This window comes from Kitasatospora sp. NPDC002040 (assembly GCF_040296785.1).
Taxonomy (GTDB): domain Bacteria; phylum Actinomycetota; class Actinomycetes; order Streptomycetales; family Streptomycetaceae; genus Kitasatospora.
In genome coordinates this window covers 789,840-815,020 of the sequence record NZ_JBEOXV010000002.1, presented here as the reverse complement: position 1 = coordinate 815,020, position 25,181 = coordinate 789,840, and the positions used below count along the sequence as shown (strand labels likewise).

At 74.7% G+C, this 25,181-nt stretch carries 23 protein-coding genes; 17 read left to right on the top strand and 6 right to left on the bottom strand.

Translation table 11 applies throughout. From position 1 onward, the window contains the following. Positions 1–85: 85 nt before the first annotated feature. The 6 genes from ABT118_RS08965 (at position 86) to ABT118_RS08940 (ending at position 4,315) form a co-directional block, all read left to right on the top strand. Positions 86–451 (top strand): sortase-dependent protein, encoded by a 366-nt coding sequence (locus ABT118_RS08965; protein WP_350646060.1) that lies wholly within the window; start codon positions 86–88, stop codon positions 449–451. Positions 452–527: 76 nt separating this feature from the next. Then, positions 528–1,106 carry a class F sortase gene (locus ABT118_RS08960; RefSeq protein ID WP_350646059.1) on the top strand — a complete coding sequence of 193 codons (579 nt, stop codon included), beginning with the start codon at positions 528–530 and terminating at the stop codon, positions 1,104–1,106. Between the two features lie 107 nt (positions 1,107–1,213). Beyond that, the gene (locus ABT118_RS08955) at positions 1,214–1,996 is read left to right on the top strand and encodes a hypothetical protein (protein WP_350646058.1); all 783 of its coding nucleotides are present in this window, start codon (positions 1,214–1,216) and stop codon (positions 1,994–1,996) included. A 77-nt stretch (positions 1,997–2,073) separates the two neighbouring features. Next, entirely contained in the window at positions 2,074–2,715 is a 642-nt protein-coding gene (locus ABT118_RS08950) for a response regulator (protein WP_502884515.1), read from the top strand. Continuing rightward, positions 2,712–3,968, top strand: coding sequence for a sensor histidine kinase (locus tag ABT118_RS08945; RefSeq protein ID WP_350646056.1), 1,257 nt, complete (start codon positions 2,712–2,714; stop codon positions 3,966–3,968). Before ABT118_RS08950 ends, ABT118_RS08945 begins: the two co-directional genes overlap by 4 nt. Before the next feature lie 107 nt (positions 3,969–4,075). Continuing rightward, the gene (locus ABT118_RS08940) at positions 4,076–4,315 is read left to right on the top strand and encodes a hypothetical protein (RefSeq protein WP_350646055.1); all 240 of its coding nucleotides are present in this window, start codon (positions 4,076–4,078) and stop codon (positions 4,313–4,315) included. Between the two features lie 12 nt (positions 4,316–4,327). Here ABT118_RS08940 and ABT118_RS08935 read toward each other — a convergent pair whose 3' ends face one another. Then, positions 4,328–5,116, bottom strand: a complete 789-nt coding sequence (locus tag ABT118_RS08935; protein ID WP_350646054.1) for an ABC transporter permease — start codon at positions 5,114–5,116, stop codon at positions 4,328–4,330. Beyond that, on the bottom strand, positions 5,113–6,033 hold the full coding sequence (locus ABT118_RS08930) for an ATP-binding cassette domain-containing protein (protein ID WP_350646053.1): 921 nt from the start codon (positions 6,031–6,033) through the stop codon (positions 5,113–5,115). The genes ABT118_RS08935 and ABT118_RS08930 overlap by 4 nt, the downstream gene beginning before the upstream one ends. 133 nt (positions 6,034–6,166) lie before the next feature. Between ABT118_RS08930 and ABT118_RS08925 the strand changes: the two genes are divergently transcribed. Both ABT118_RS08925 and ABT118_RS08920 read left to right on the top strand, forming a co-directional pair. Then, positions 6,167–7,366 (top strand): sensor histidine kinase, encoded by a 1,200-nt coding sequence (locus ABT118_RS08925; protein WP_350646052.1) that lies wholly within the window; start codon positions 6,167–6,169, stop codon positions 7,364–7,366. Positions 7,367–7,371: 5 nt separating this feature from the next. Then, on the top strand, positions 7,372–8,022 hold the full coding sequence (locus ABT118_RS08920; protein WP_350646474.1) for a response regulator: 651 nt from the start codon (positions 7,372–7,374) through the stop codon (positions 8,020–8,022). Here ABT118_RS08920 and ABT118_RS08915 read toward each other — a convergent pair. After that, a complete protein-coding gene (locus ABT118_RS08915) occupies positions 8,019–9,476 on the bottom strand; it encodes a helix-turn-helix domain-containing protein (RefSeq protein WP_350646051.1) in 1,458 nt (485 codons plus the stop codon). The two genes, ABT118_RS08920 and ABT118_RS08915, sit on opposite strands and share 4 nt — an antisense overlap. A gap of 287 nt (positions 9,477–9,763) precedes the next feature. On the opposite strand from ABT118_RS08915, the gene ABT118_RS08910 reads away from it, so the two are divergent. Next, entirely contained in the window at positions 9,764–12,952 is a 3,189-nt protein-coding gene (locus ABT118_RS08910) for a M28 family peptidase (protein ID WP_350646050.1), read from the top strand. A gap of 77 nt (positions 12,953–13,029) precedes the next feature. On the opposite strand, the gene ABT118_RS08905 is transcribed toward ABT118_RS08910, so the two are convergent. The 3 genes from ABT118_RS08905 to ABT118_RS08895 are packed head-to-tail and all read right to left on the bottom strand — an operon-like array spanning position 13,030 to position 16,253. After that, positions 13,030–13,293 carry a hypothetical protein gene (locus tag ABT118_RS08905; RefSeq protein ID WP_350646049.1) on the bottom strand — a complete coding sequence of 88 codons (264 nt, stop codon included), beginning with the start codon at positions 13,291–13,293 and terminating at the stop codon, positions 13,030–13,032. Between the two features lie 38 nt (positions 13,294–13,331). Further along, positions 13,332–14,948, bottom strand: a complete 1,617-nt coding sequence (locus ABT118_RS08900) for a peroxidase family protein (RefSeq protein ID WP_350646048.1) — start codon at positions 14,946–14,948, stop codon at positions 13,332–13,334. 6 nt (positions 14,949–14,954) lie between these two features. Beyond that, complete coding sequence (locus tag ABT118_RS08895; RefSeq protein WP_350646047.1) at positions 14,955–16,253, bottom strand: cytochrome P450; 1,299 nt, start codon at positions 16,251–16,253, stop codon at positions 14,955–14,957. Positions 16,254–16,444: 191 nt separating this feature from the next. Here ABT118_RS08895 and ABT118_RS08890 point away from each other — a divergent pair, with 191 nt between their 5' ends. From ABT118_RS08890 to ABT118_RS08855, 8 genes are all read left to right on the top strand, one after another. After that, positions 16,445–18,619, top strand: coding sequence for an acetoacetate decarboxylase family protein (locus ABT118_RS08890; RefSeq protein ID WP_350646046.1), 2,175 nt, complete (start codon positions 16,445–16,447; stop codon positions 18,617–18,619). Between the two features lie 38 nt (positions 18,620–18,657). Next, a complete protein-coding gene (locus ABT118_RS08885) occupies positions 18,658–18,912 on the top strand; it encodes a hypothetical protein (protein WP_350646045.1) in 255 nt (84 codons plus the stop codon). Then, positions 18,909–19,550 (top strand): lysophospholipid acyltransferase family protein, encoded by a 642-nt coding sequence (locus tag ABT118_RS08880; RefSeq protein ID WP_350646044.1) that lies wholly within the window; start codon positions 18,909–18,911, stop codon positions 19,548–19,550. The genes ABT118_RS08885 and ABT118_RS08880 overlap by 4 nt, the downstream gene beginning before the upstream one ends. Before the next feature lie 159 nt (positions 19,551–19,709). Further along, positions 19,710–20,936, top strand: a complete 1,227-nt coding sequence (locus ABT118_RS08875) for a beta-ketoacyl-[acyl-carrier-protein] synthase family protein (RefSeq protein ID WP_350646043.1) — start codon at positions 19,710–19,712, stop codon at positions 20,934–20,936. Positions 20,937–20,959: 23 nt separating this feature from the next. Further along, the gene (locus tag ABT118_RS08870) at positions 20,960–21,895 is read left to right on the top strand and encodes an acyl-CoA desaturase (RefSeq protein WP_350646042.1); all 936 of its coding nucleotides are present in this window, start codon (positions 20,960–20,962) and stop codon (positions 21,893–21,895) included. Between the two features lie 416 nt (positions 21,896–22,311). Further along, positions 22,312–23,994 (top strand): serine/threonine-protein kinase, encoded by a 1,683-nt coding sequence (locus tag ABT118_RS08865; RefSeq protein ID WP_350646041.1) that lies wholly within the window; start codon positions 22,312–22,314, stop codon positions 23,992–23,994. Further along, complete coding sequence (locus ABT118_RS08860; RefSeq protein ID WP_350646040.1) at positions 23,994–24,182, top strand: hypothetical protein; 189 nt, start codon at positions 23,994–23,996, stop codon at positions 24,180–24,182. The genes ABT118_RS08865 and ABT118_RS08860 overlap by 1 nt, the downstream gene beginning before the upstream one ends. Positions 24,183–24,385: 203 nt before the next feature. Continuing rightward, positions 24,386–24,943 carry a nitrobindin family protein gene (locus ABT118_RS08855; RefSeq protein WP_350646039.1) on the top strand — a complete coding sequence of 186 codons (558 nt, stop codon included), beginning with the start codon at positions 24,386–24,388 and terminating at the stop codon, positions 24,941–24,943. Positions 24,944–25,181: the final 238 nt, after the last annotated feature.

Below are 25,181 nucleotides of genomic sequence, written 5' to 3'. Positions count from 1 at the left end.
GCACCGTGAGGTGGGCTTCCTAGGGTCAGCCGTACCAACTCCCGGTCACCGGGCCGGGAGTGGTGAGCACTCGGAGGAACCTCCCATGTCAGGTACCACGACCGTCCGCAACGCCGTGCGCTTTGCCCTGGTCTCGGCCGGGGTGGCCGGCGCGCTGGCCCTGCCCGGTGCGGCGGCCTTCGCCGACGGCACCCCGACCCCCGCGGTCTCGGCCGCGCCGAGCGCCTCGCCCTCGCTGCCGGCCGCCGCCAGGCCGAGCGTGTCGCCGACCAAGCCGGCCGGCACCGACAGCCCGCAGGTGCGGACGGTGCCCAAGGGCGGCGCCCAGACCGGTGAGGGCTCGACCGGCACCTCGACCGGCACCCTGGTGGCCGGCTCCGGCCTGGCCGCGGTCGGTGTCGCGGGCATCGGCTTCGCCGTCGTGCGCCGTCGTGCCGGCGCGCGGGGCTAGTCGGCACCGTCGTGGCCGGCGTCCCCTGTGGGCGCCGGCCGCGGCGGCCGGCGCACTCAGCCTGACCATCGGTGCGATGGTGCTCGGCAGCGGCTCCGACCGGCCGCCGGTCCGGATCACCGCCTCCCAGCAGCTCCCGGCCGGGGCCGGGGCGGCGGCCACCCCCGCCGGGGAGCGGACCGGCCCGACACCGGCCGACGCGTCCGTCTCGCCCCCGGTCCGGCTGACGATCCCCCAGATCGGGGTGGACGCCCCGATCCAGGCCGGCGGGCTCAACCCCGACGGCACGGTGGAGGTCCCGCCGATGGACCGCCCCGAACTGGTCGACTGGTACCGCGAGGGCCCGGCCCCCGGCCAGGTCGGCCCGGCCGTCCTGCTCGGCCACCTCGACACCCACAAGGGCCCGGCCGTCTTCGCCCGGCTGCCCAAGCTGGTGCCCGGCGACCGGATCGACATCCACCGGCAGGACGGCAGCACCGTCTCCTACCGGGTGCGCGAACTGGGCCAGTTCGCCAAGGCCGAGTTCCCCACCGAGCTGGTGTACGGGAACACCGACACCCCCCAGCTCCGGCTGATCACCTGCGGCGGCGCGCTGGGCGGCAACGGGCACTACGTCGACAACATCGTCGTCCTCGCCGACCTGCTCCCCGGGTAGCGAGGGGCCGCCGGGGCCCCCGGCCGGCGTGCGGCGGCCGGTGTTGCAGACTTGACCACCACCGGGCGCCGCCGCGCCGCCTCAGCTCCCGAAAGGCACACCCCCACGTGAGGACCTGGCTCCGCCGAACCACCCTGCCGGCGCTGGCCCTGCTGGTCGCCACGCTGGCCGGCTGCTCCGACGCCGGGCAGCTCCGGGACGACGGGCAGACCCGCGCGATCACCGCCCACCCGACCGCGCAACCGCTCTGGGCGGCCGTGGTGTCCCCGCCCGCACCGGCCGCCGCCTCGCCCAGCGACCCGCCGCCGCCGACCGCCCTGCCCGGCGTCACCGCACCGGCGGGCGAACTGCGCAACCTCGACGCCCGCACCGTGCTGGAGCGGGACCCGGGGCTGCCGGCCGAGGAGCGGCAGGCGCTGACCGGCTGTCAGGGCTGCCTGGTCCAGCCCGCGCAGTACCGCGACCTCACCGGCGACGACCGGCCCGAGCTGATCACCGCCGTGGTCACCGCCACCGAGCGGGCCTACCTGCACGTGTACGCGCTGCGGGACGGCCAGGTCTTCCCGGTGCTGGCCGAGAAGGTGCTGTCCGGCTTCACCGCCGACACCGAGGGCACGGAGCTGGTGGTGCACGAGCCGAACGGCCCGGAGTCGCAGACCGACACCCGGTACCGGTGGCGCTCCGTCCGGCTGGTGCTGAGCGACCGTCAGGTGAAGGGGATCGGACCCGCCGCCGCGGCCACCGCCTGCGTCGCGGCGCCGCCGACGCCGCAGCCGTCCAGGCCGGTCAGGCCGTCCTCCGACAGTGCCACGCCCGGCCGGGGCGTCCCCCAGCCCGCGGTGTCCGCCGCCCCCACCCTGCCCGCCGCTGCCACGAGGTCCGCACCGTGAACCCGACCGCCAGGCCCGCCGCCGCTCCCAGGATCCTGCTGGTCGAGGACGACGAGGTGATCCGCGAGGCGACCAGGATGGCGCTCGAACGCTACGGCTTCCCGGTCGAGACGGCCGGGGACGGGCTGGAGGGCCTGGAGCGCTTCCACGCCGACCCGCCGGACATCCTGCTGCTCGACGTGATGCTGCCGCTGCTGGACGGCGTCGGGCTCTGCCGCCGGATCCGCGAGGAGAGCCAGCTGCCGATCCTGATGATGTCGGCCAGGACCGACCCGATCGACGTCATCTCCGGCCTGGAGGCCGGGGCCGACGACTACATCACCAAGCCGTTCGAGAGCGCCGTCCTGGTGGCCCGGATCCGCACCGTGCTGCGCCGCACCGGTCTCGCGCTCCAGCCGGCCGCCGAGGCGCCCGCCGTCGACCAGCGGTCGGTCCGGGAGATCGACGGGCTGGAGCTGGACACCGGGGCGATGGAGGTCCGGGTGGCCGGGCGGCAGGTGCCGCTCACCCCGACCGAGCTGCGGCTGCTGCTGGAGTTCACCGCCGCGCCCGGGGTGGTGCTGGAGCGTCAGACCCTGCTCGAACGCGTCTGGGACTACTCCTGGGGCGCCGACAGCCGGGTGGTGGACGTCCATGTGCAGCGCCTGCGCGCCAAGATCGGGGCGAACCGGATCGAGACCATCCGCGGCTTCGGCTACAAGCTGCGGCGGGCCGGATGAACCTGCGCCGGCAGATCGCCGCCACCGTCGCCCTGGTCTCGCTGCTGCTCGCGCTCACGCTCGGGCTGCTGGTCCACCGGGCCTCCGCGCACCAGCACACCGGGCAGGCCAGGAAGGCGGCGGCGAACGCCCTCGACTCGCTGCTGGCCGGCTACGACCGCACCGGCCAGCTGGTGGGCTGGAACGCCCGGCCCGACGACCCGGCGCTCCCGGCGGAGCTGCGCCGGCTCGCGGAGCAGGGGCGGCACGGCACGATGCTCGGCCCCGGGCCGAACGGCACCGCGATGTGGGGCGCCGCCGGCATCACCTCGGCCGGGACCGGTGCGACCGGTCGGCCGGTGCAGGTGGTGTCGGTCCGGGTGGACTACGCGGAGGACGAGCAGGCCATCGCCGAGCTGGACCGGACCATCCTGGCCTCGGCCGCCCTGGCCGTGCTGGTCACGGTGCTGGCGGGGGTGTTCGCCGCGGACCGGATCAGCCGCCGGCTGCGGATCGCCGCCCGGACCGCCCGCACCATCGCGCAGGGCGATCTGGGCGCCCGGATCGGCTCGTTGGGCCGGCCGCGGGACGAGGTGGCCGAGCTGGCGGCGGCGGTCGACTCGATGTCGGCGGTGCTGAGCAGCAAGCTCGCCAGTGAGCAGCGGTTCACCGCCGATGTCGCGCACGAGCTGCGCACCCCGCTGACCGGGCTGCTCACCGCGGCCGAACTGCTGCCGCCCGGCCGCCCCACCGAGCTGGTCCGGGACCGGGTCCGGGTGCTGTGCAGCCTGACCGAGGACCTGCTGGAGGTCTCCCGGCTGGACGCCCGGGCCGAGCGGCCCGAGCTGGCCGTGGTCCCGCTCGGTCCGGTGGTGACCCGGATGGTGGCGGCCGCCGGGCCGCCCGCCGCGTCGACCGGGCTGGAGATCGTCGCCGACGCGGTCGTCACCACGGACGTGCGCAGGCTGGACCGGATCGTCGCCAACCTGGTCGCCAACGCCCACCGGCACGGCCGGACCCCGGTCCTGGTCCGGATGGAGGGCCCGGGCCTGACCGTCCGCGACCACGGCCCGGGCTTCCCGGAGGACATCCTCACCGAGGGCCCGCAGCGCTTCCGCACCGGCGCCCGCGAGCGCGGCCACGGGCACGGCCTGGGCCTGACCATCGCCCAGGGCCACGCCGAGGCGCTCGGCATCACGCTGGAGCTGCGCAACCACCCGGCGGGCGGGGCGGTGGCCGAGCTGCGGCTGCCGACGGGCCGGCCGACCGACTGACCGGCCGTCAGGTCGGCGCCGGGCGGTCCTTGGGGCGGGTCGGGCCACCCGGTCGGCCCTGGCGTGGTGGCCGCAGGACCGCCGAGGCAGTTGCATGGTGAGTGACCGTGTCCCTGCTGAACCGGGAGCCCGTCATGTACCAGATGTGGGCAGAGAACGACCCCGCCGTGGAGCAGCCCTCGCTGCTCTGGCACGTCATCACGAAGGACAACTCCGAGCAGTCGCTCTGCGGGCGGCTGCTCGGAGTCCCGTCCCTCTCGGGAAACGAGGAGGTGCAGGCGGAGAGCTTCTGCGGCCCCTGCATGAGTTCGGTCCGACAGGCGATGGCGCAGCCGGCCACCGGGTGACCGGGCCGGGGATCAGACGTCCCGGCGCCGGACCAGCAGCACCGCGAGTGCGGTGAGCAGCAGCGGCCAGAGCGCGTACGCGGCCCAGGACCCGGCCACGGTGGCGGGGGAGATGCCGTCCTGGATCCCCGGCTCCCAGGTCTGCACCAGCCGGCGCCAGGCCGAGGTCGTCATCATGCCGTTGACGTCGGCCGACCACTGCCGGCGGGTGCTGAAGAACATCGGCAGCATCAGCAGCGTGAAGGTGGTGACCACCATGGTGGTCGCGCTGTGCCGGATCAGGACGCCGAGGCCGAGGCCGACCAGCGCGCACACCGGGCCGACCAGGGTGCAGGCCAGCAGGCCGCGGAGCACGCCGGGGTGGGTGATCGAGGTGCCGTGAGAGCCCAGCAGGGCCTGGGAGAGGAAGAAGGAGGCGACCGAGAGGACCGCGCCGAGCGCGGTCCAGAGCGCGCCGGCCACGACGGCCTTGGCCAGCACCACCGAGGCCCGGGCGGGGACGGCCACCGTGGTGGTGCGGATCAGGCCGCTGCTGTACTCGCCGACCGAGGTGACGGCCCCGATGCTGCCGGCCGCCAGCATCAGGGTCACCCAGCCGGTGGGCGGGAAGGCGTCGAAGGGCAGGTACTCGGTCTCGACCCGGGGGTTGTCGCGGTCGGCCAGGGCCGCCGTCGCGGCCGTCCCGAGGACGAACAGCCCGACCAGGAGGGGTGTCCACAGCACGGAGCGGAGCGAGCGCAGCTTGATCCACTCACTGGCGATCAGATCGCCGAAACGGGCCGGGGGTTCGGTGCTGGTCATCGCGGCTCTCCTGCGGGGTACTCGACGCTGTCGGCGGTCAGTGCCATGAACGCCTGCTCCAGCGAGGCGCCGTACGGCGTCAACTCCTGGACCAGGATTCGGTGTTCGAAGGCGAGGGCGGCGATCCGGTCGGCCGGCAGCCCGGTCACCCGGAGCCGCTCCGGCCCGGCCGCCCGGTCCGGCGCGACCTCGGCGCCGGCGGCGGTGAGCAGGGCGGCGAGCTGCGCCGGCTGCGGGGTGCGGACCAGGACGCCGAGCCGGCCGCTGCGGGCGGCGAAGCCGGCGACCGGCTCGGCCGCGACCAGCCGGCCCCGGCCGATCACCACCAGGTCGTCGGCGGTGTGCTCCATCTCGGACATCAGGTGGCTGGAGAGGAAGACGGTGCGGCCCTCCGCGGCCAGCCGCCGGAACAGGCCGCGCACCCAGAGCACGCCCTCCGGGTCCATCCCGTTGATCGGCTCGTCGAAGAGCAGCACCGGCGGGTCGCCGAGCAGCGCGGTGGCGATGCCGAGCCGCTGCTTCATCCCGAGCGAGAACCCGCCGACCCGGCGCCGGGCCGCCTCGGTCAGGCCGACCTCCCGGAGCACCTCGGGCACCCGGCCGAGCGGGATGCCGTTGCTGCGGGCCAGGGCGGACAGGTGGGCGGTGGCGCTGCGGCCGGGGTGCACCTGCCCGGCGTCGAGCAGGGCGCCGACGTGCCGCAGACCGCGTGAACGGGTGCGGAACGGAACGCCGTTGACGGTGGCGGTGCCGTGTGCGGGGGTGTCCAGGCCGAGGATCATCCGCAGCGTGGTGGTCTTGCCCGCCCCGTTGGGGCCGAGGAAGCCGGTGACCCGGCCGGGCCGCACGGTGAAGGAGAGGTGGTCCACGACGGTCCGGCCGCCGTACTGCTTGGTGAGTTCGTTCGCTTCGATCACGGCACCGACTCTGCCGGGCCGGACCGGGCCGGGTCATGGGGCCCGGGGCGGGTATCCGGGCAGGTCCCGCCCACCCCCGGGCGTACGCCCGGGGGTGGATGCCGGTGCCGGGGCGGCCGATTAGGGTCGCGGCATGAACGCGAAATCGAAGGCGGCGCCGCGGCGTCCGGCCCGTACCGGTACGGGCGCGCTGTCCGTGGCCTGGGCCGGGGGAGTGCTGTACGCCCTGGCGGTGCTGCTGCTGCTGTTCGGCGCACCCCGGCTGTCGGGGACGGTCCAGGCGATCGGGTCGGTGCTCGCGGTCGGGCTGCTGGCCGGGGTGCTGCGGCAGGCGCCGGTGACCGCCCTGGTGCTCACCCTGTTCGGCTCGACGGCCGTGGTGCTGCTGAGCCGTGACTTCGGCGGGCCGGGGCGGTTCCTGGCCTTCCTCGCGGTGGACGTCGCGCTGGCCGGGGTCGCGGTCGGGCGGAGCCGGCGGGTGGTGATCGCTGCCGCGGTACCGGTCGGCCTGGTGCAGGTGCTGATGGCCTTCGGCTTCGGCGGGGGGCCCGACCAGCAGATCGGCACCGCCGTGATCGCCGTGCTGGCGCTGGCGACGGCCGGTCTGTTCAGCCTGCTGGTGCGCGAGCGCCGGGAGCACGCGGTCGAGCTGCGCGGGCAGGAGGTGGCCGAGGCGGTGACGGCCGAACGGCTGCGGATCGCCCGGGAGTTGCACGACATGGTGGCGCACAGCATCGGCATCATCGCGATCCAGGCCGGGGTGGGCAGCCGGGTGATCGAGACCCAGCCGGCCGAGGCGGCGGCGGCGCTGCGGGCGATCGAGCAGACCGGGCGGGAGACCCTGGCAGGTCTGCGGCGCACGCTGGTGGCCCTCCGCCGGGCCGATCCTGACGCCGGGTCGGGCCCGTCGGCGTCGGAGCCCGCGCCGGGTCTGGCGGACCTCGAACGGCTGGCGGCCGCGACCGCCGACGCGGGGGTGCGGGTCTCGCTGGAGGTGACGGGGGAGCGCCGGGCGCTGCCGCCGGAGATCGAGCTGTCGGCCTACCGTATCGTCCAGGAGGCGCTGACCAACGTGGTCCGCCACGCGGCCACCGGGCAGTGCCGGGTGGCGGTCGGCTACGGGGACGAGGAGTTGGTGGTGGAGGTCGTCGACGACGGTCGCGGTGCGGTGGGGGATGCTACCGGCCACGGCTTCGGCCTGGTGGGGATGCGGGAGCGGGCCGGGCTGCTGCACGGCAGCCTGAGCGCGGGGCCGCGCGAGGGGGGCGGGTTCCGGGTGCTGGCCCGGCTGCCGCTGCCGTCGTCGGCGCCGGTCGCGGCGGTGGCGGGGTGACCCGGGTGGTGCTGGTCGACGACCAGCCGCTGATGCGCTCCGGCCTGCGGGTGATCATGGCGGACCACCCCGACCTGGAGGTGGTCGGCGAGGCGGCCACCGGTGCCGACGCGGTCGAGCTGGTCCACCGGGTCGACCCGGACGTGGTGCTGATGGACATTCGGATGCCCGGGATGGACGGCATCGAGGCCACCCGCCGGATCACGGCGGGGCCGACCGCCGCCCGGGTGCTGATCCTGACCACCTTCGACGAGGACGAGCACGTCTACGCCGCGCTGCGGGCCGGGGCGAGCGGCTTCGTGGTCAAGGACATGGCGGTGGACGACATCCTGGCGGCGGTCCGGGTGGTGGCGGGCGGGGAGTCGCTGCTCGCCCCGGGGGTGACGCGCCGTCTGATCGCCGACTTCGTCACCCGCCCCGGCGCCGGCCCGGCCCGTCCGGCGCAGCCGGTCGAGGGCATCACCGAGCGCGAGCGGGAGGTGCTGGTCCTGGTCGGCCGGGGCCGCTCGAACAGCGAGATCGCGGCGGAGCTGTTCATCTCGGTGGCCACCGCCAAGTCCCACGTGGCCCGGCTGTTCACCAAGCTGGCCGCCCGGGACCGGGTGCAGCTGGTGATCGCCGCCTACGAGGCGGGGCTGGTCGTCCCTTCGAGCTAGTACGCGAGCTCGGTCAACCGGCGGGCGGTGTCGGCGAGTTCGGGGCCCCGGCCCGGGTGGGCGGCCAGCCGGTCGCGCAGGCCGCGGAGTTCGTGGCCGACCAGGGCGGGCAGGCCCGGGGAGGCGCTCTCCAGGGCCGGGCCGAGCAGCGAGACGGCGGTCTGCGGGTCGTGTGCGCAGACGTGGCAGTCGGCGATCCTGACCATGAACAGCAGCCGGGCGGACGGGAGTTGGTGCGGCCCCAGCAGGTGCAGCGCGGTCCGGGCGGCGCTCACCGCGCGCAGTGCCAGCCGGGGGTCGTCGACGGCGGCCGCCACGTCCCGCAGGGCGGCGGCGGCGCCGGACTCCACCCGCAACTGCATCGAGGCGATCGAGAGCCAGGGCGCGTCCGACTCGTCGTGCTCGCCGATGTGGTCCAGGTGCAGCCGGGCCCGGCCGATGTGCCGGACGGTCTGCCGGACGTCGCCCGCCAGCGCGTGCGCGCGGGCCTGGCCGACCTGCGACATCGCGGCGGCCCAGTGCCGTCCGGGGGCCGCGCGGCCGATCTCCCGGGCGTAGCCGAGCGCGGTGGCGGGGTCCCCGTCCAGCCGGGCCAGGGTGCTCATGTCGCTGAGCGCGGCGACCTGGGTGGCGGGGTCGTCGGCCAGTTCGGCCCAGCTGAGCGCGCGGTCCAGGCAGGCCATCGCGGTGGCGTTGCGGCCGTGCTGCATCCGCAGCACCCCGGCCGCGTGCGCGTACTCGGCGGCGAGCCGCACCAGCGGCCGCCGCCGCCCGGCCGGGGTGTGCGGCAGCCGGGCCAGTACGGCGCCCAGGGTCCGCTCGACGGCGGCGGCGGTGTCGGGGTGGGAGTGCGCCTCGCCGGCCCTGAGGTGGGCGGCGAGCAGCCCGGCCAGCGCGTGCGCGGTGTCCGCGTCCAGCGGTGCGGCGGCGGCCGGGTCGGCGGAGCAGAAGGCCAGGTGCAGGGCGGCGATGTCGGCGGCCACCGGCACGGCGCAGCCGGCCGCGCCGTGCAGCGGGCAGAGCATGCCGTAGTCCGGCAGCCGTCCGGGGGGCTGGCCGACCAGCAACGGCAGTGGGAGCGGCGGCAGTTCCAGCGGGACGCCGCCGGGCAGCGGCGGCCGGGTGAGCCCGGCCGGGACCGGCGGTTCGGTCTGCTCGGCCCGTTCGGCCCGCTGGCAGGCCGCGCGCAACTCACCGCCGGTGGAGAGGAGTTGGTCGAGCCGGTCGGCGACCCTCGGGGTGGCCCTGCGGGTGCCGTGTTCGAGCCGGCTGACGGCGGTGTGGTCGTAGCCGATCTCGGTGCCGAGCTGCGCCTGGGTGAGCCCCGCCAGCCGCCGCCAGTGGCGCAGGCGCTCACCGAAGGCCCGCCAGGAGTCGGCGGGCGGCGTGCCGGCCGGGATGCCGCTCGGCGGGGCGTCCTGGACGAGCGTGGCGCCGCTCTGGCTCCGCTGCACGGTCAGCCTCCCCCGAGTCCGCTCCGGTCCTTCCGCGTACAGGACGGTACTGGAAAACGGCCCCGTCCGTACATGACGTGGTCTCAACCTCTTTGGGAAAACCGCAGCTTGACAGAACTTGCCAACTGCACGGAGCGGTGTCTGGAGCCGTTGACCGCGCCATGACGGCGTGTGAGTGTTCCGGCACCCGAACGCTGACACCCGCTCTCCCGTCCCCCGCTACGGCCTGCGGAGCGTGCCGCCGGCATGCCGTCCGCGTTCGAGACCCCCACGTTCGAGGAGCCTCGATGAGACGAAAAATACTGACGGCAGGAACCACCCTGACCGTCCTGGCCGGACTGCTGGCCGCCACCACGGCCGCGCAGGCCGCGCCCGTTCCGGCCCCGGCCCCCGCACCGCCCAGTGCGCTGGCCGTCGCCGTCTCCGCCGCCGACCAGGCGGCTGCGGCGGGCCTGGACGCCCTGGCCAAGGGCCCGGGCGAGAGCTACGAGCGGCACGCGGTGACCCCGTGGCTCGGCGGCCTCTACTCCGTCGCCTACGAGCGGACCTACCGCGGCCTGCCCGTGGTCGGCGGTGACGCGGTGGTACTGGCCGACGGCCAGGGCCGGATCCGCGCCGTGCAGTCGGCCTCCTCCGGCGCGGTCGGGGTGCCGACCACGGCGAAGGTCAGCGCGGCCGCCGCCGAGCAGACCTCGCGCACCCGGCTGGCCGCAGTGGACGGCGTCCAGTCGTCCCGCCTGGTGGTCCGGGTCAAGGACGGCAGCTCCAAGCTGGCCTGGGAGACCGTGCTGACCGGCCGGACCGCCACCGCGCCCAGCACCCTGCACGTCTTCGTCGACGCCCGCTCGGGCGAGGTGATCGACAGCTACGACGACGTCCGGGCCGGCACCATCAACAGCAAGTGGAACGGCACGCAGAGCATCAACACCACTGCGTCCGGCAGCACCTACTCGCTCCGCGACCCGGGCCGTCCCGGGCTGAGCTGTGCCGACTACACCTCCGGCTCGGTGTTCTCCAAGTCCAGCGACAGCTGGGGCACGGGGAACGCGACCAGCAAGGAGACCGGCTGCGCCGACGTGATGTTCGCGGCGCAGAAGGAATGGGACATGCTCCGCGACTGGCTGGGCCGCAACGGCCACAACGGCAACGGCGGCAGCTGGCCGGTCAAGGTCGGCCTGAACGACGTCAACGCCTACTGGGACGGCTCGTCGATATCCATCGGCCACAACAACGCCAACGAGTGGATCTCCTCGATCGACGTGGTGGGCCACGAGTTCGGCCACGGCATCGACCAGTACACCCCGGGCGGCGCGGCCAGCAACGAGTCCGGGCTGGGCGAGGCGACCGGTGACATCATGGGCGCGCTGACCGAGGCGTACGCCAACGAGAGCGCCCCGTACGACGCGCCGGACTACACCGTCGGCGAGATGATCAACCTGGTCGGCACCGGCCCGATCCGGGTGATGTACAACCCCTCGCAGGTCGGCAACAACCCGAACTGCTACTCCGCCTCGATCCCCAACACCGAGGAGCACGCGGCGGCCGGCCCGCTGAACCACTGGTTCTACCTGCTGGCCGAGGGCTCCAACCCGGGCGGCGGCAAGCCCACCAGCCCGACCTGCAACAGCACTTCGGTGACCGGCATCGGGATCCAGAACGCCGGGAAGATCTTCTACGGCGGCATGCTGCTCAAGACCAGCAGCATGACCTACAAGAAGTACCGGACCGCGACCCTGACCGCGGCCAAGAGCCTGGACACCACCTGCACCTACTTCACCCGGGCCAAGGCGGCCTGGGACGCGGTCAGCGTGCCGGCCCAGGCCGGCGACCCGACCTGCACGCCGAACGGCTCCGGTGACTTCGGCCTGACGCTCGGTCAGAACTCCGGCTCGGTCCAGCCCGGCTCCTCCAGCACCGTGGCGGTCGCGACCCAGACCACCTCGGGCAGCGCGCAGACGGTCAACCTGACCGCCTCGGGCGCCCCGGCCGGTGTCACGGTCTCCTTCAACCCCGCGTCGGTGCAGTCGGGTTCGTCCTCCACCGCGACCTTCACCGCCGCGGCCACCGCGGTGGCCGGCGCGTACACCATCACGGTGACCGGCACCGGCACCAGCACCACCCACGCCGCGCAGTACCAGCTGACGGTGGGCGGCGGCGGCAACCCCGGCGGCAACCCGCCGGACATCGACGTGGCGCAGGTCCAGGCCCACCTGACCCAGCTGAACACCATCGCCTCGCAGAACGGCGGCAACCGCCGGGCCGGCAGCGCCGGGCACTCGCAGTCGGTGGCGTACATCAAGGCCAAGCTCCAGGCGGCCGGTTACACCGTCTCCGAGCAGACCTGCACCTCCTGCACCTACTCCTCCAACAACCTGATCGCGGACTGGCCGGGCGGCCCGGCCGACCAGGTGACCATGTTCGGCGCCCACCTGGACAGCGTGGCGGCGGGCCCCGGCATCAACGACAACGGCTCGGGCTCGGCGGTGCTGCTGGAGAACGCGCTGGCGCTCGCCCAGGCCAACCCGACCATGAACCGGCACGTCCGGTTCGGCTGGTGGACCGGTGAGGAGCAGGGCCTGCAGGGCTCCGCGTACTACGTCGGCCAGTTGAGCAGTGCCCAGCGCAGCGCGATCAAGGGCTACTACAACTTCGACATGGTCGGCTCGACCAACGCCGGCTACTTCATCAACAACATCGGCTCCACCACCTCGGCGCCGATGAAGGCGTACTGGGACTCGCTGAGCCTCCAGCCCGAGGAGAACGTCGAGGGCCAGGGCCGCTCGGACGACTACTCGTTCCAGCAGGGCGGCATCCCGACCTCCGGCTACGCGGCCGGCGCCAGCGCGGTCAAGACGGCCGCCCAGGCGACCAAGTGGGGCGGTACGGCCAACCGGGCGTACGACTCCTGCTACCACCAGTCCTGCGACACCACCAGCAACGTCAGCGCCACGGTGCTCAACCGCAGCGCGGACGGGGTCGCGTACACCCTGTGGAAGACCTCGGTGGGCGGCACCGTGCCGACCAACCCGGACTTCTCGGTCTCGGTCAACCCGACCACCGGCAACGCCGCCCCCGGCGCCTCGGTCAGCGCGACCGTGGTGACCAGCACCGTCACCGCCCCGGCCCAGACGGTCAACCTGACTGCCTCCGGCCTGCCGAGCGGGGTGACCGCCTCGTTCAGCCCGTCCTCGGTGCAGAGCGGTTCGTCCGCCACGGTGACCTTCGCGGTGGGAGCCTCCACCGCGGCGGGGACCTACTCCATCACCCTGACCGGTACCGGTTCGGTCGCCCACAGCACCACCTACTCGCTGGTCGTCGGCAGCGGTCCCGGTACCGGGACCTGGGCGGCGGGCACCGTCTACAAGGCGGGTGACGTCGTGACCTACAACGGCGTCAGCTACCGCTGCATCCAGGGTCACCAGGCCCAGACCGGCTGGGAGCCGCCCATCGTCCCGGCCCTCTGGCAGCGCCTCTGACCCACACGAACGTGCCGCGGCTCGTCGAGGGGGACGAGCCGCGGCACTGCCGTGCCCGAGAAGCCCTACGGGAGCCCCTAGCGGGTGTCGCCGCCCCAGTCCCAGCGGGCCGCGTCGCCCGGCCGGGGCCCGTAGCGGGCCCGGCCACCGGGGCCGTGGGCGCCGATCTCGGTGGGGAGAGCGGCGCCCACGGCCAGCTGGTCGGTGCTCCAGCCCGTGACGTCGAGCAGCAGTCCGTCCAGCGGCCCGGCCACCAGCTCGCGGTAGACGCGGCCGGTGCGGGGACCGGAGTCCTCGTGATCGGCGCCGTACACCCGGCCCCGGAGCAGTTCCTCGTCCATGCCCGTGAGTTTCCCAGCCGGTACTGACAACGGCGGGGTCAGGCGCGACCGAGGCTGACCGTGTAGCGGCGGCCGTCGCTCTCCGGCAGGTTGCGGTGGACCAGCTGGGAGAAGCTGCGGGTGCCGCCGATGATCCGCATGCCGGTGGTGGTGAAGGTGGCCGGGGTGAAGAGCCGGGGCGCCAGCAGCGGGTTGTTGAGCGCCTCGGAGAAGGCGTCGACCGAGATGATCCGCTCCAGCAGCCGGCCGAACAGCGCGCCGGGGCCCGGCTCCTCGGCGAACAGGCCGACGTAGAGGTCGATGTCGTCCAGGTCGCGGTAGGTGTCCCGCAGGGCACGCTGCACCCGGGGGTCCCCGGAGATCTGCCGGACGTCGGTGACCGGGGGGAAGCCGTAGTAGGCGCGGTACTCGTTGTACGGGGCGAGCCGGAGCTCGCGGCCGACCCCGACGCTGGCCCGCTCCACCGGGAGCAGCAGCGGGTCGGTGTTGAACAGGCCGGAGCGGCCCGCGGGCTGGGTCGACAGGTCGTCCAGCAGCGGCCCGAGGCCCCGGTCCAGCACCAGCTGTCCGGCGGCGATGGTGTCCATCAGCGGCACTTTGCGGCCGCCGATGGCGTACTCGGACGGGATCAGGCTGTGCCAGCGGTAGACCAGGCTGAACTCGACCGTGGCCCAGTTCTCCCGGTGCCAGACGCCCCGGTCGGTGCGGACCGGGTCGAGGATGAACTTGAACCGGTAGGGCGTCAGGTGGTTGACGTACTCCTCCAGCATCAGCCGGATCATCATCACCACCAGGATGTTCCGGGTGGTCTGGAAGACCCGCTCGTCGTCCCAACCGGGCTTCCCCGCATACTCCTTGGCGAGGATCCCGGCCACCCGGTTGTGCTCCCGCAGGAACAGCACGTTCATCGCCATCGGCCCGATGTGGGCGTGCACCCGGTCACCGCCGCAGGCGAACAGCGCGTCCAGCCGGTCGGCCGGCACCTCCGCGAGCCGCACCGGCCGCAGCGCGCCGAACTCCTCCTTGACCTTCCCGCCCGAGCAGAGCGCGGGCGGGAACTCGGCGCCCCCGACCAGCCGGGACTTCAGCCGGCCGCCCTCGTAGCTGCGCAGACAGGCCGTCATCTCCTCGTTCGCGCCGTAGAGCTGGCTCATGTCCAGGGTGTGCGGGGAGTCGGTCCGGCGGGGGTCGCCGGTGGCGGCGTGGCCGCGCAGGAAGCCGTCGGTGAACCACTGGGCGAAGGCGGGCAGCAGCGTGGTGGAGCGGTCGCAGGTGCTGGTCGGCCCGGTGCGGCGGAACAGCTCGGCGACCTGCTCCGGGTCCGGCCGGTCCGGCCTCGGCTCGGCCGGGGGCAGCTGGCGGCCGACGTACGAGCGGTCGGTGAGGGAGGCCCAGGAGGTGTACGGGGAGCGGGTGCTGAGCGGGTTGGGCCGGGTCGGCGCCTTGAGCACGGCCTGGTCGGTGAGGGCGGCGTTGAGCACCCGGTGCAGGCGGTGGTGGCGCTCCACCCGCCGCCAGAGCGGGCCGTAGTGCGAGAGCAGATGGCCCTCGAAGCGGTTGCGCAGCCCGTCCCTGGACCGGTCGCGCGGGCTCGCCCCGGCCCCGGCCGGTCGGGCGGAGGCCGGAGCCTCGGGGCGTGAGTGCGTGGTGGTCACAGGCCGTCAGTCCTTCGGTCCGGCGGTCTGGCCGACCGCCACCTGGTAGTGCTGCGGGTAGGGCATCCCCGCGTAGTCCATGGCGTTCTCCTCGCCCGGCAGCGGCCGGACCTCGGGCCGCAGCAGCACCTGCCGGACCAGCTCGGGCAGGATCACCCGGGCCGAGTACTTGCCCACGCAGTCGTGCGCGCCCCGGCTGAGCACCAGGTTGTGCTCGGCGGGCCGCCCGGTGCGGAACGCCTCCGGGTCCTTCACCACGTCCTGGTCGAACATCGCCGAGGCCAGGCAGGCGTGCACCAGGCTCCCGCTCGGCAGCACCGTCTCGCGCGGGGCGCCCGCCGCCAGCACGTGCTCGCGGACGGTGAGCCGGGCGGTGGACGGGACGAAGGGGTGGAACCGGAGCGCCTCCCAGACGTACTCGTCCAGGACGGCCGGGTCGGGGTCGGCGGCGGCCCGGACGGCCTGCGCCAGCACCTCGGGGCGCAGCGCCAGCTCCTTGAGCGCGGTGGCCCCGCACTGGGCCGCGTTCTGCTGGTAGCCGATCAGGAAGCCCACCAGGTTGGCGTTGACCCGCTCGTCGTCGAAGCCGAGCTCGGCCGGGGCGGTCCGCAGCATCCGGCCGAGCACGTCGTCGGGGCCGTCGTCCGGCCCCAGGCCCGCGGCCCGGCGGCGCTCGATCACGTCCGCCACCAGGTCGTGCAGCTCCCGGCCCGCCTCGACCCCGGAGGCATGCACCTGCGGGTCGTGGAACGGATTGACGAAGGCGGCCCACTGGGCCCGCCGGGACAGGGTGTGCAGGGCGCGCGGGTCGACCCCGGTGAAGCCGAGGTACTCGACCGCCAGCCGGGCGGCCACCAGCGAGGTGTAGTCCTGGACCAGGTCGAAGGTCTTGTCGCCGCGCAGCCCGGCCTCCGTCCTGGCCCGCTCCAGCACCTCGGCGGAGATCCGGGCGGCCAGGGCGCGGACCCGGGGCGCGTCCTCGGCGGCCAGCACCAGCTGGGCGTAGCCGCGCTCGCGCCAGTGCACGTCCGCGCCGTCCCGGGACAGGATGTGCGGTGCGCCCAGGACGTCCTCCAGCGCGGGCCGGTGGGCGCCGACGGTGAACACCTCGGGGAGCGAGAGCAGCTCGACCACATCGGCGTAGCGGGTCACGAAGACGCCGGCCGGGGTACTGAACACCGGCCGCCCGGACCGGAGTTCACGGAACACCCCGGGCCGGTCGGTGGCCAGGTGCTGCCGCAGGACGGCGATCTGCTGCGCCGGATCGGTACGCGGGACCGCGTCGTAGGCGACGAGGAAGCTCAACGGAGGACCACCCTGACGGTCGGGGGAGCGGGGGACACCCGGCCCATTCCAGTGCGCGCCCGGGCGCGGCGCATCCGGGCGGACGGGCGGTGACGCAGCGTGGCGGTACGGGATGCAGCCAGGACCGGGCCGACACACAATCGCCAGAGGCCCGGAGCCCCGGCTCCGACCCCGACGGTGAGGACGTCCCGATGTACGAACACCCGGCCCACGGACCGCAGGACGACGCGGTCAGGGCCGCCCAGCTGGAGCTGCGCGACCGGGCCCGCGAGATCGTCCGGGCGGCGGAGGAGGTGCTGGAGATCTCGGCCAGGACCACCGCCGCGCTGGCCCATCCGGCACTCACCTCCTCCGCGCTGCGCCACCCGGCCACCGGGCTGCCCGCCCAGTGGGCGCTGCTGCGGGCACTGACCAGCCGTCAGGGCCTCGGCTTCGCGGTCAAGGCCCCCGAAGGGCTGATGCGGCGGCTCGGCCAGGCGGGTGAGGTGTTCGGCCAGGAGAGCCTGGCCGCGCTGATCGCGGTCTCCTCGCTGCGGCTGCGGATCGCGGCCACCACTCTGGAGCACCCGGAGCTGCTGGAGGACCCCGGGATGCGGCGGCTGACCGAGGCGGTGGTGGGCGACCGCGACCTGGCCTCGCTGCGGGCGCTGCGGGCGCTGATCAAGGACCGGGGGAGCCAGCAGGCACTGGCCGGAATCACCCCGATCATGCCCGAACTCTTCGCCATCCGGGCCCTGTTGGACGAGGACCCGGGAAACGACGAGGCCGGCTGGGCGCTCGCCACCGGCCGCGACCTGACCGTCGACCCGCTCAAGGGCATCGACGTCCAGCACCTGGCCGGGCTGGACGCCGGCGAGGGCGCGGCCGATCCGGTCGAGCTCTCGGCGCTGGAGCAGCCGCAGATCGCCCGGGCCGGCACCCTGCTCGGCTACCTGCGCAACATCGCCGCGCTGGCCACCGACGGCCGGATCCTGATCCAGGACGTCCGCGACCCGGACGGCACCGTGCGGTACGTGCTGCAGGCCCCCGGGATGGCGGCCGGCAAGCCGCGCAACGACTCCCCGCAGGACTTCGTCGGCGCCTGGAACAACCTCTTCAACAACGACTCGCCCTACACCCGGGGCATCCGGCTGGCGATGGAGCAGCACGGCATCCCCGACGGTGCGGAGCTGGCCCTGATCGGGCACAGCGAGGGCGGCATCAGCCTGATGAACCTGGCCCAGGACGTGGAGTTCAGCACCCGCTACCGGGTCACCCACATCGTCTGCATCGGTTCCCCGATCGACAACAAGACCCCGGCCGACCCGGACAGCTGGGTCGCCACCGTGACCAACCAGCACGACCTGGTGCCGATCCTGGACGGACGCGGCACCGGATCGGTGTTCAACCCGCACCCCGACTGGTACGAGGTGGACTACACCGACGCCACCCACGGCTTCCCGCAGTGCCACACCATCGCCCGCTACCTGGCCAACCTGGAGCACGACCTGCCGGAGGCCAGGGAGCGGATCGACGCGGCGCTGACGCCGTACCGGCACCCGGTGCTGCGCTCGCAGGCCTACCAGCTCAAGGACCGGGCCCACCCGCCGCAGGGCTACCCCTTCATGACCGTGCCGACCACCCCCGCGGCCACCTCGGCCGGACCGGTCGAACTGCCGGTCCGCTACTACGACTCCACCGTCGCGGTGGCCATCTTCGCGGTGGACGCGCAGGCCGCCGCCCGGGTGCTGCCCGGGCTCTCCTGGCTCCGGCCGACCCGGGTCGGCCGGAAGGCGCTGGTCGCCCTCTCCTGGTACGAGCACCGCTGCGTGAGCCTGGGGCCGTACTCCGAACTGAGCCTGGCGGTGCTGGTCAACGACCTGTGGCGGCCCCGGCCGTACGACGTGCTGCGCGACCTGCTGCGCCGGGCCGACGTCCGGCGGACCGGGCGGCACGTGGTCGACCTGTTGGTCACCACGCCCGAGGCGCTGGCGGTCGGCCGGGAGATCTGGGGCCAGCCGGGTGTGGCCGCACCGGTCGAGGTGCAGGTGGCGGGCCGCCGGGTCAGCCTGCTGGCGCGGGACCCGGAGCACGGCGGGCCACTGGTCGGGCTGACCGGCGCGATCGGCCCGGCCACCCGGGTCCCGCAGGTGGACTCGGTGCTCTACGGGCGGCCGGACCGGAACACCGTCCGCACCATGGTCCGGGTCCAGCGCGGGATGCGGCTGCACCCCGCGCCCCGGGCCAGGCTGCTGGTCGGCGACTCCGACCAGCAACTCGCCCGGCACCTGCGCGAGCTGGGCCTGGCCGGCGCCCGCCCGCTGTTCGTGATGACCGCCGACGGCTACCTCGCCCGCCGCAGCGGCGGCACCGTGCTGCCCCGCTGATCTTCCGCTGCCGACCACCGATCAGGGAGAATCCCCGGATGAGCACCGTCCTCGGTACCGAGACCGACCGACTGCAGGAGCTGATCGCCTCGCTGACGGCCGACGCCCTGCGGCTGGACACCCGCGGCCGCGAACTGGCCGTCCAGGCGGCCGGGCTGGCCCTGCTGCCCGGCGCCCCGGCGTCCTGCACGGCCGCCCTGGACCAGCAGGCCGGGAACTGCGCGGCCGCCGCCGCCTCGCTGCGGACCGCCGCCGAGGCGCTGGCCCGGCACGCCGCGGCGGTGGCGGCGTGAGACCGGTGCTGCCGCGGCTCGCGGCCGCGCTGCTCCCCGCGCTCAGCCGGGTGTCCGTCAGCGGCGCGGAGAACCTGCTCGACCTGGCCGGGCGGGGCTGCGTGGTGACGGCCAATCACACCTCGCTCGCCGACCCGGTGCTGATGGTCGGTGTGCTGCACGGCCTCGGTGTCCGGCCGGTGGTGCTGGCGGCAGGCGGGCTGTGGCGGGTGCCGGTGCTGGGCCGGGCGCTGACCCACGAGGGGTACATCCCGGTGCACCGGGGCACCGCCCGGGCCGCCGACTCGCTCGACGCGGCGGCCGAGGCGGTCGCCGCCGGGCGGTGCGTGCTGCTCTACCCCGAGGGCCGGCTGCCCCGGTACCGGGCCTCCGCCGACCGGCCGCCGCAGCAGCTGAAGACCGGCGCCGCCCGGCTCGCGCTGGCCACCGGCGCCCCGCTGGTGCCGGTCGGCCACGCCGGGGCGCGCCGGGTCTCCTCCGGCAGCGGGGCCAAGCAGCTGGCCGGCTGGGCGACCGCGCCGCTGCGCCGGCCCCGGGTGCACGTCCACTTCGGCGCGCCGCTGCCGGCGGGGGACGGGGACGGGCTGGAGTCCGCGATGGCGGCCGCCTGGGAACGCGCGGTGCTGGCCGTCGGGTGAGGCGTTCCCCCGGACGGGTGCGGCTCGGGCCGCTCCGGAGTGTGCTCCGTTCGGATGCGTCCTACGTCTGTCGATAATCGGCCGTATGGACCTCCGTATGGACCTCTGTGCGACCGCACCGCCCTGTCTGTCCGTCACCGGCCTGGCCGGAGCGCCCTGTTGAGGCGCGAGCAGGTCGCCGTCACCGGGCTCGGGCTGCTGGCGCCGAGCGGGATCGGGGTCGCCGCCGGCTGGGACGGGCTCTGCGCGGGCGAGTCCTTCGCGGCCGCCGACCCGGAGCTGGCCGGGCTGCCGGTGGCCTTCTCCTGCCGGGTGCCCGAGCTGGACGCCAAGGAGCTGCTGGGCCACCGGCTGGCCCGGCGGCTGGACCGCTTCACCGTGCTGGCCCTGCTGGCGGCCCGCGAGGCGACCGCCGACGCCGGTCTGGACAGCGGCAGTTGGGACGGCACCCGGGTCGGCGTGGTGATGGGGGTGGGCACCGGCAGCATGCAGAGCTGGCAACCCGAGTTCGACCGGCTGGCCGCCGCGCTGCCGGAGAAGGTCTCGCCGCTGGCGCTCTCCCGCAGCCTGCCGAGCATGGCCGCCGCCGAGATCGCGATGGACCTGGGCGCGCTCGGCCCCAACCTGGTGGTCAGCACCGCCTGCGCGTCCGGGACCAGCGCCATCGGCATGGCCCGCGAGCTGCTGCTGGCCGGCGCCTGCGACATCGTGCTGGCGGGCGGCGCGGAGTCGGCCCGGATGCCGATGACGGCGGCCTGTTTCGCCCAGATGCGCGCGCTCTCCCGCCGTTCCGGCGACCCCGCCGGCGCGTCCCGGCCGTTCGAGCGGGACCGGGACGGCTTCGTGCTGGGCGAAGGAGCGGCCGTGCTGGTGCTGGAGCGCGGGCGGCACGCCAGGGCGCGCGGCGCCCGCACCCGGGCCCAGCTGGCGGGCTTCGGCTCCTCCTGCGACGGACACCACGTCACCGCCCCGCACCCCGAGGGCGACGGCGCGGCCCGGGCGCTGCGGGGCGCGCTCGCCGACGCCGGGCTCGCCCCCGCCGACATCGGCCACGTCAACGCGCACGGCACCGGCACCCCGCACGGCGACGCGGCCGAGGCCCGCGCACTGCACACGGTCTTCGGCACCCCGCCGCCGGTCACCGCACTCAAGGGCGGCATCGGCCACGCGATCGGCGGCGCCGGGGCGATCGAGGCGGTCTGCACCGTGCTGGCGCTGGAGCGGCAGCTGATCCCGCCGACGGTGAACCTGGACGTGCCCGACCCGGAGTGCGACCTCGACCTGGTCACCAAGGCGCCGCGTCCGCACCGGATGACCGCCGCCGTCAGCAACTCGTTCGGCTTCGGCGGGCAGAACGCCGTCCTTGCCTTCACCTGCCCGGAGTAGTGCCGCGCCCGAGGAGAGCCGACATGACGTCATCCGCCCTGCCCCCACGGCGTGTTCCGCTGCCCGACACCGTGCCGGTCAGCACCCCGCTGCGGGCCGGCTACCTGGCCACCCTGGTGGTGCTGCCGCTGCTGGTACTGGCCGTCGCCGTCCCGGCCCTGTGGGGCTGGGGCCTGCACTGGCGGGACGTGCTGCTGGGCGCCGTGATGTACGCGGTCTCCATCATGGGCATCACGGCCGGCTACCACCGGCACTTCACCCACCTCTCGTTCAAGGCCAGGCGGCCGCTGCGGATCGCGCTCGGCCTCGCGGGCGGGCTGGCGATGGAGGGCCCGGTGACCCTGTGGGTGGCCGAGCACCGGCGCCACCACCAGCACTCCGACCAGCCCGGCGACCCGCACTCGCCCTGGCGCTACGGGACCGGGCGGCGGGCCCTGCTCAAGGGCATGTGGCACGCCCAGGCGGGCTGGTTCGCCTCCTCGCCGGTGCGCTCCAACTACCCGCGCTACGTACCGGACCTGCTGGCCGACCCGGACGTCCGGCGGCTGGACCGCTGGTACCCCGCCACCATGGCGCTCTCGCTGCTGCTGCCCGCGCTGGTCACGCTGGCCTGGACCCGGGACTGGCGCGCGACCGCCGCCACCTTCTTCTGGGCCGGGCTGGTCCGGTACGCGGTGGTGCACCACGTGACCTGGTCGGTGAACTCGGTCGCGCACGCCTTCGGCGACCGCAACTACCGGACCAGGGACCAGTCCAGGGACATCCGCTGGGTCGCCCTGATCACCTTCGGCGAGGGCTGGCACAACCTGCACCACGCCGACCCGGTCAGCGCCCGGCACGGCGCCCTGGCCGGGCAGCCGGACCCGACCGCCCGGCTGATCTCCTGGTGGGAGCGGCTCGGCTGGGTCTACGACGTCCGCTGGCCGGAGCCGGAACGGATCGCCGCGAAGCGCGGATAGCGGTGGTCCGAAAACTCGCGTCGGACCCGCGCGAGCTCACGGCTGCTCCTGCCTGACTCCCGCCGGACAGTCGCCACTCCCAGGCCCACAGCCCGGGCAACCGGACCTGTGGTCCCTGATCGAGCCGGGTCCTTCCGGCCTGGTCGGAGAGAGCTCAAAGGCGTGAACGCGGACCCGGGCCGCTGACGTTTGCGCCGGTCAGCAGGACCGGCCAGCTATGGCCGGTGCGGTGACCTGGCGCTGTCGGCGGCGTGGCCGCCATCCTCGCGGTGGCGGTCCGCGAGACGTCGCACCGTCGAGGTGCCCGGATCCGCGCGGTCGCAGGGCCTTCCCCTTGGCGATCGTGGGAGTGACATGTTGACCGTTCCGCCCGTCCGGCTGCTCAGAACCGGAGCCACCGCACCGGGGGTGGCGCGTTGAAGGCACTGCAGGACGGCGATCCGCGGCGGGTCGGTCCGTACGAACTGCTCGGGGTGCTCGGGACGGGCGGCATGGGCCGGGTCTACCTCGGGCGCCACGGCACGGTGCTGGTCGCGGTCAAGGTGATCAACGAGGAGTTGACGCAGAACGCCGACTTCCTCGCCCGGTTCCGTCGCGAGGTGACCGCGACCAGGGCCATGTCGGGGCCGTACTTCGCCGCCATCGTCGACGACGACGTGGAGGCCGAACAGCCTTGGCTGGCGACCGAGTTCGTACCCGGTCCGACGCTGGACGCGGTGGTGGCCGAGCACGGCGCCCTCGACAGCGTGTCGGTGCGGGCGCTGGGAGTGCGCCTGGCCGAGGCCCTGACCGCGATCCACGCGGCCGGACTGGTGCACCGGGACGTCAAACCCGGCAACATCCTGCTGGGGCCGGACGGCCCCCGGCTGATCGACTTCGGGATCGCGCGGGGCGCGGCGGTGACCACCCTGACGCAGACCGGGATGATGCTGGGCACGCCCCAGTTCATGGCACCGGAGCAGCTGCAGCTGCGCGGCCGGGTCGGTCCGGCGGCCGACGTGTTCGCGCTGGGGCTGGTGCTGGCCTTCGCGGCCACCGGGGAGCACCCGTTCGGCCAGACCGACTCGTTCGGCTTCGGCTTCCGGATCGTGCACGAGGAGCCGGACCTCGACCGGCTCCCGGCCGAACTGGTCCAACAGGTCCGCCGCTGCCTGGCCAAGGAGCCGGAGGAACGGCCCACCCCCGGACAGCTCGGCGCGGCGCTGGGCCTGGGCGAGGCCACCCTCGACCAGAGCGGCCTGGCGGTGCTGATCGGGCACGGGGGCGACACCGGGATACCGTCCCTGCCCCGGACCCCGACCGAGCGCAACGATGTGGGCCGCCCGCCCCGTCGGCGCCGGGCCCTGCTCGTCCTGGCGGCGGTGGTCGCCGTCGGCACGATGCTCACGGTCGGCCTGACCCGGGGCGGCGGCCCCGGGGGGAGCACCTCGGGCGGGCACCGTCCGGACGGCACGGTCACCAGCGCGCCGGCGACGCCCACCCCCGGAGCGACGGCTTCCGCCGGGGCTGGCAGTTCCCCGGTGGCGCCACCACCTCCGTCGGAGACGCCCGCCACGGCACCGTCGGCGGTGGCCTCCACCCCGAGCGACGCATCCGATCCCGGCACGGCGACGGGCGGCAGCAGCGGAACGTCAGGCGGCACCACCGGCGGCAAGAGCACCGGAGGGACCGCCGGGGGCGGCTCCGGAGGCACGTCGGGCGGTACCACCGGCGGCGGTACCTCGGGCGGCACCACCGCGTCGTCCCCGCCGCCCCCGCCGCCCGCCGCTCCTGCGCCCAAGCCCACCCCGACCCCCTCGCCCCAGGGAACCCCGCCTGCGGCGATGGCGGGCTACAACGCGCTGTTCGACCACGGTTGTGTCGGCGCCTGCGACATGCCGCTCACCATGTCGTGGGACGCCCAGCCGGGCGCGACCCGTTACGACGTCCGGTACGACAACCAGACCAAGAAGGTCAACCAGGTCTACTCGACCACGGGCACCAGCTACCACCTCACCGGCCCTTACTCCGGCGACCACGTCTGCATCGCGCTGCGCGCGGCCAACCAGTACGGAGCCTCCGCCTGGACCGAGAGCTACTGCTTCGACACCCCCTACTGATGATGGCCCGGCAGATCGGCGCCGTGGTGGGCGTGGCGCTGACGGTCAGTCTGATCGGTACCCCGCACGGGCCGGAGGCCGCACTGGAGGGCTTCCGTCGCGGCTGGACGGCGGTGATCGTGGCAGCACTGCCGGCCTGCACGGCCGCCCTGGTGCTTGCCGCCGCCCAGCGCCCGGGCCGCCGCTGAGCGGTCCCACCCCAGGAGCCTCCGCGTCGCGGTCCCGGGCGAGGTACTGCCCCCGGCAGCTCCCCCTCACGCGCCGTCCGCCCGAACGTCCGGCCGGCCGGAGCACGTCGCCGCGGTCCCCTCCCCGGAGGGGACCGTAGGCTTCCCGAGTCACCCGGACCGTCAGCAGACCTGACCGCAGACCCACTTGAGGAGCGCGCACCGTGTTCGACCCCGCACCGGAGCACCCCCACCCCTACCCCGACGCTCACCGACCGGACGAGGCGCCCGCACCGCACGCGCTGCTGGAGCCCGTGCTCGGGCTCCTCGGCACCTGGCGCGGCCGGGGACGTGGCGGCTACCCGACGCTCGCCGACGAGTTCACGTACGCACAGGAAATGACCTTCAGCCACGACGGCCGGCCCTTCCTCCACTACGAGACCCGGGCCTGGCTGCTCGACGCCGACGGCGCGCCACTGCGCCCGTCCGCCCGGGAGAGCGGCTGGTGGCGGCTCCAGCCCGACGGCCGGGTGGAGGCACTGATCACCCAGCCCACCGGCATCGCGGAGATCCTGGTCGGTCGGGCGGACGGCGCCGCAGTCGACCTCGCCACCCACGAGGTCGCGCTCGCACCCACGGCCAAGGAGGTCACCGCCACCCGCCGGCGCTACACCCTGGCCGACGACGGCACGCTCACCTTCGTGCACGACCTCGCGGCGGTCGGCCGCCCGCTCCAGCACCACCTCTCGGCGCAGCTCCGGCGCCAGCTCCGGCCGCGCTAGGACCACCGGGTGGCGGGCCGCGTGCGGGTGCCCGCCACCCTCCGGTTCGCGCGTACCGCGTCGAACGATGCGCAGTGACACCAAGGCCGTTGACCCCTGACCGGGCGTCCGTCGTGGCTGGCCCGCGACCGAGCCGGGGCGCAGCCGACATCAGCGGGACCGGTGGACGGCCCGCACTCCCGCAGGGCCGGACCACCGACGCCCAGCTGCAGCTGGGGCAGGTCGTGCCCAGATGCGG

Coding starts and splice junctions, on each gene's coding strand:
- ABT118_RS08965 (WP_350646060.1), top strand. CDS start 86: ATGTCAGGTACCACGACCGTCCGCAACGCCGTGCGCTTTGCCCTGGTC.
- ABT118_RS08960 (WP_350646059.1), top strand. CDS start 528: ATGGTGCTCGGCAGCGGCTCCGACCGGCCGCCGGTCCGGATCACCGCC.
- ABT118_RS08950 (WP_502884515.1), top strand. CDS start 2,074: ATGGCGCTCGAACGCTACGGCTTCCCGGTCGAGACGGCCGGGGACGGG.
- ABT118_RS08945 (WP_350646056.1), top strand. CDS start 2,712: ATGAACCTGCGCCGGCAGATCGCCGCCACCGTCGCCCTGGTCTCGCTG.
- ABT118_RS08935 (WP_350646054.1), bottom strand. CDS start 5,116: ATGACCAGCACCGAACCCCCGGCCCGTTTCGGCGATCTGATCGCCAGT.
- ABT118_RS08925 (WP_350646052.1), top strand. CDS start 6,167: ATGAACGCGAAATCGAAGGCGGCGCCGCGGCGTCCGGCCCGTACCGGT.
- ABT118_RS08910 (WP_350646050.1), top strand. CDS start 9,764: ATGAGACGAAAAATACTGACGGCAGGAACCACCCTGACCGTCCTGGCC.
- ABT118_RS08905 (WP_350646049.1), bottom strand. CDS start 13,293: ATGGACGAGGAACTGCTCCGGGGCCGGGTGTACGGCGCCGATCACGAG.
- ABT118_RS08890 (WP_350646046.1), top strand. CDS start 16,445: ATGTACGAACACCCGGCCCACGGACCGCAGGACGACGCGGTCAGGGCC.
- ABT118_RS08885 (WP_350646045.1), top strand. CDS start 18,658: ATGAGCACCGTCCTCGGTACCGAGACCGACCGACTGCAGGAGCTGATC.
- ABT118_RS08870 (WP_350646042.1), top strand. CDS start 20,960: ATGACGTCATCCGCCCTGCCCCCACGGCGTGTTCCGCTGCCCGACACC.
- ABT118_RS08860 (WP_350646040.1), top strand. CDS start 23,994: ATGATGGCCCGGCAGATCGGCGCCGTGGTGGGCGTGGCGCTGACGGTC.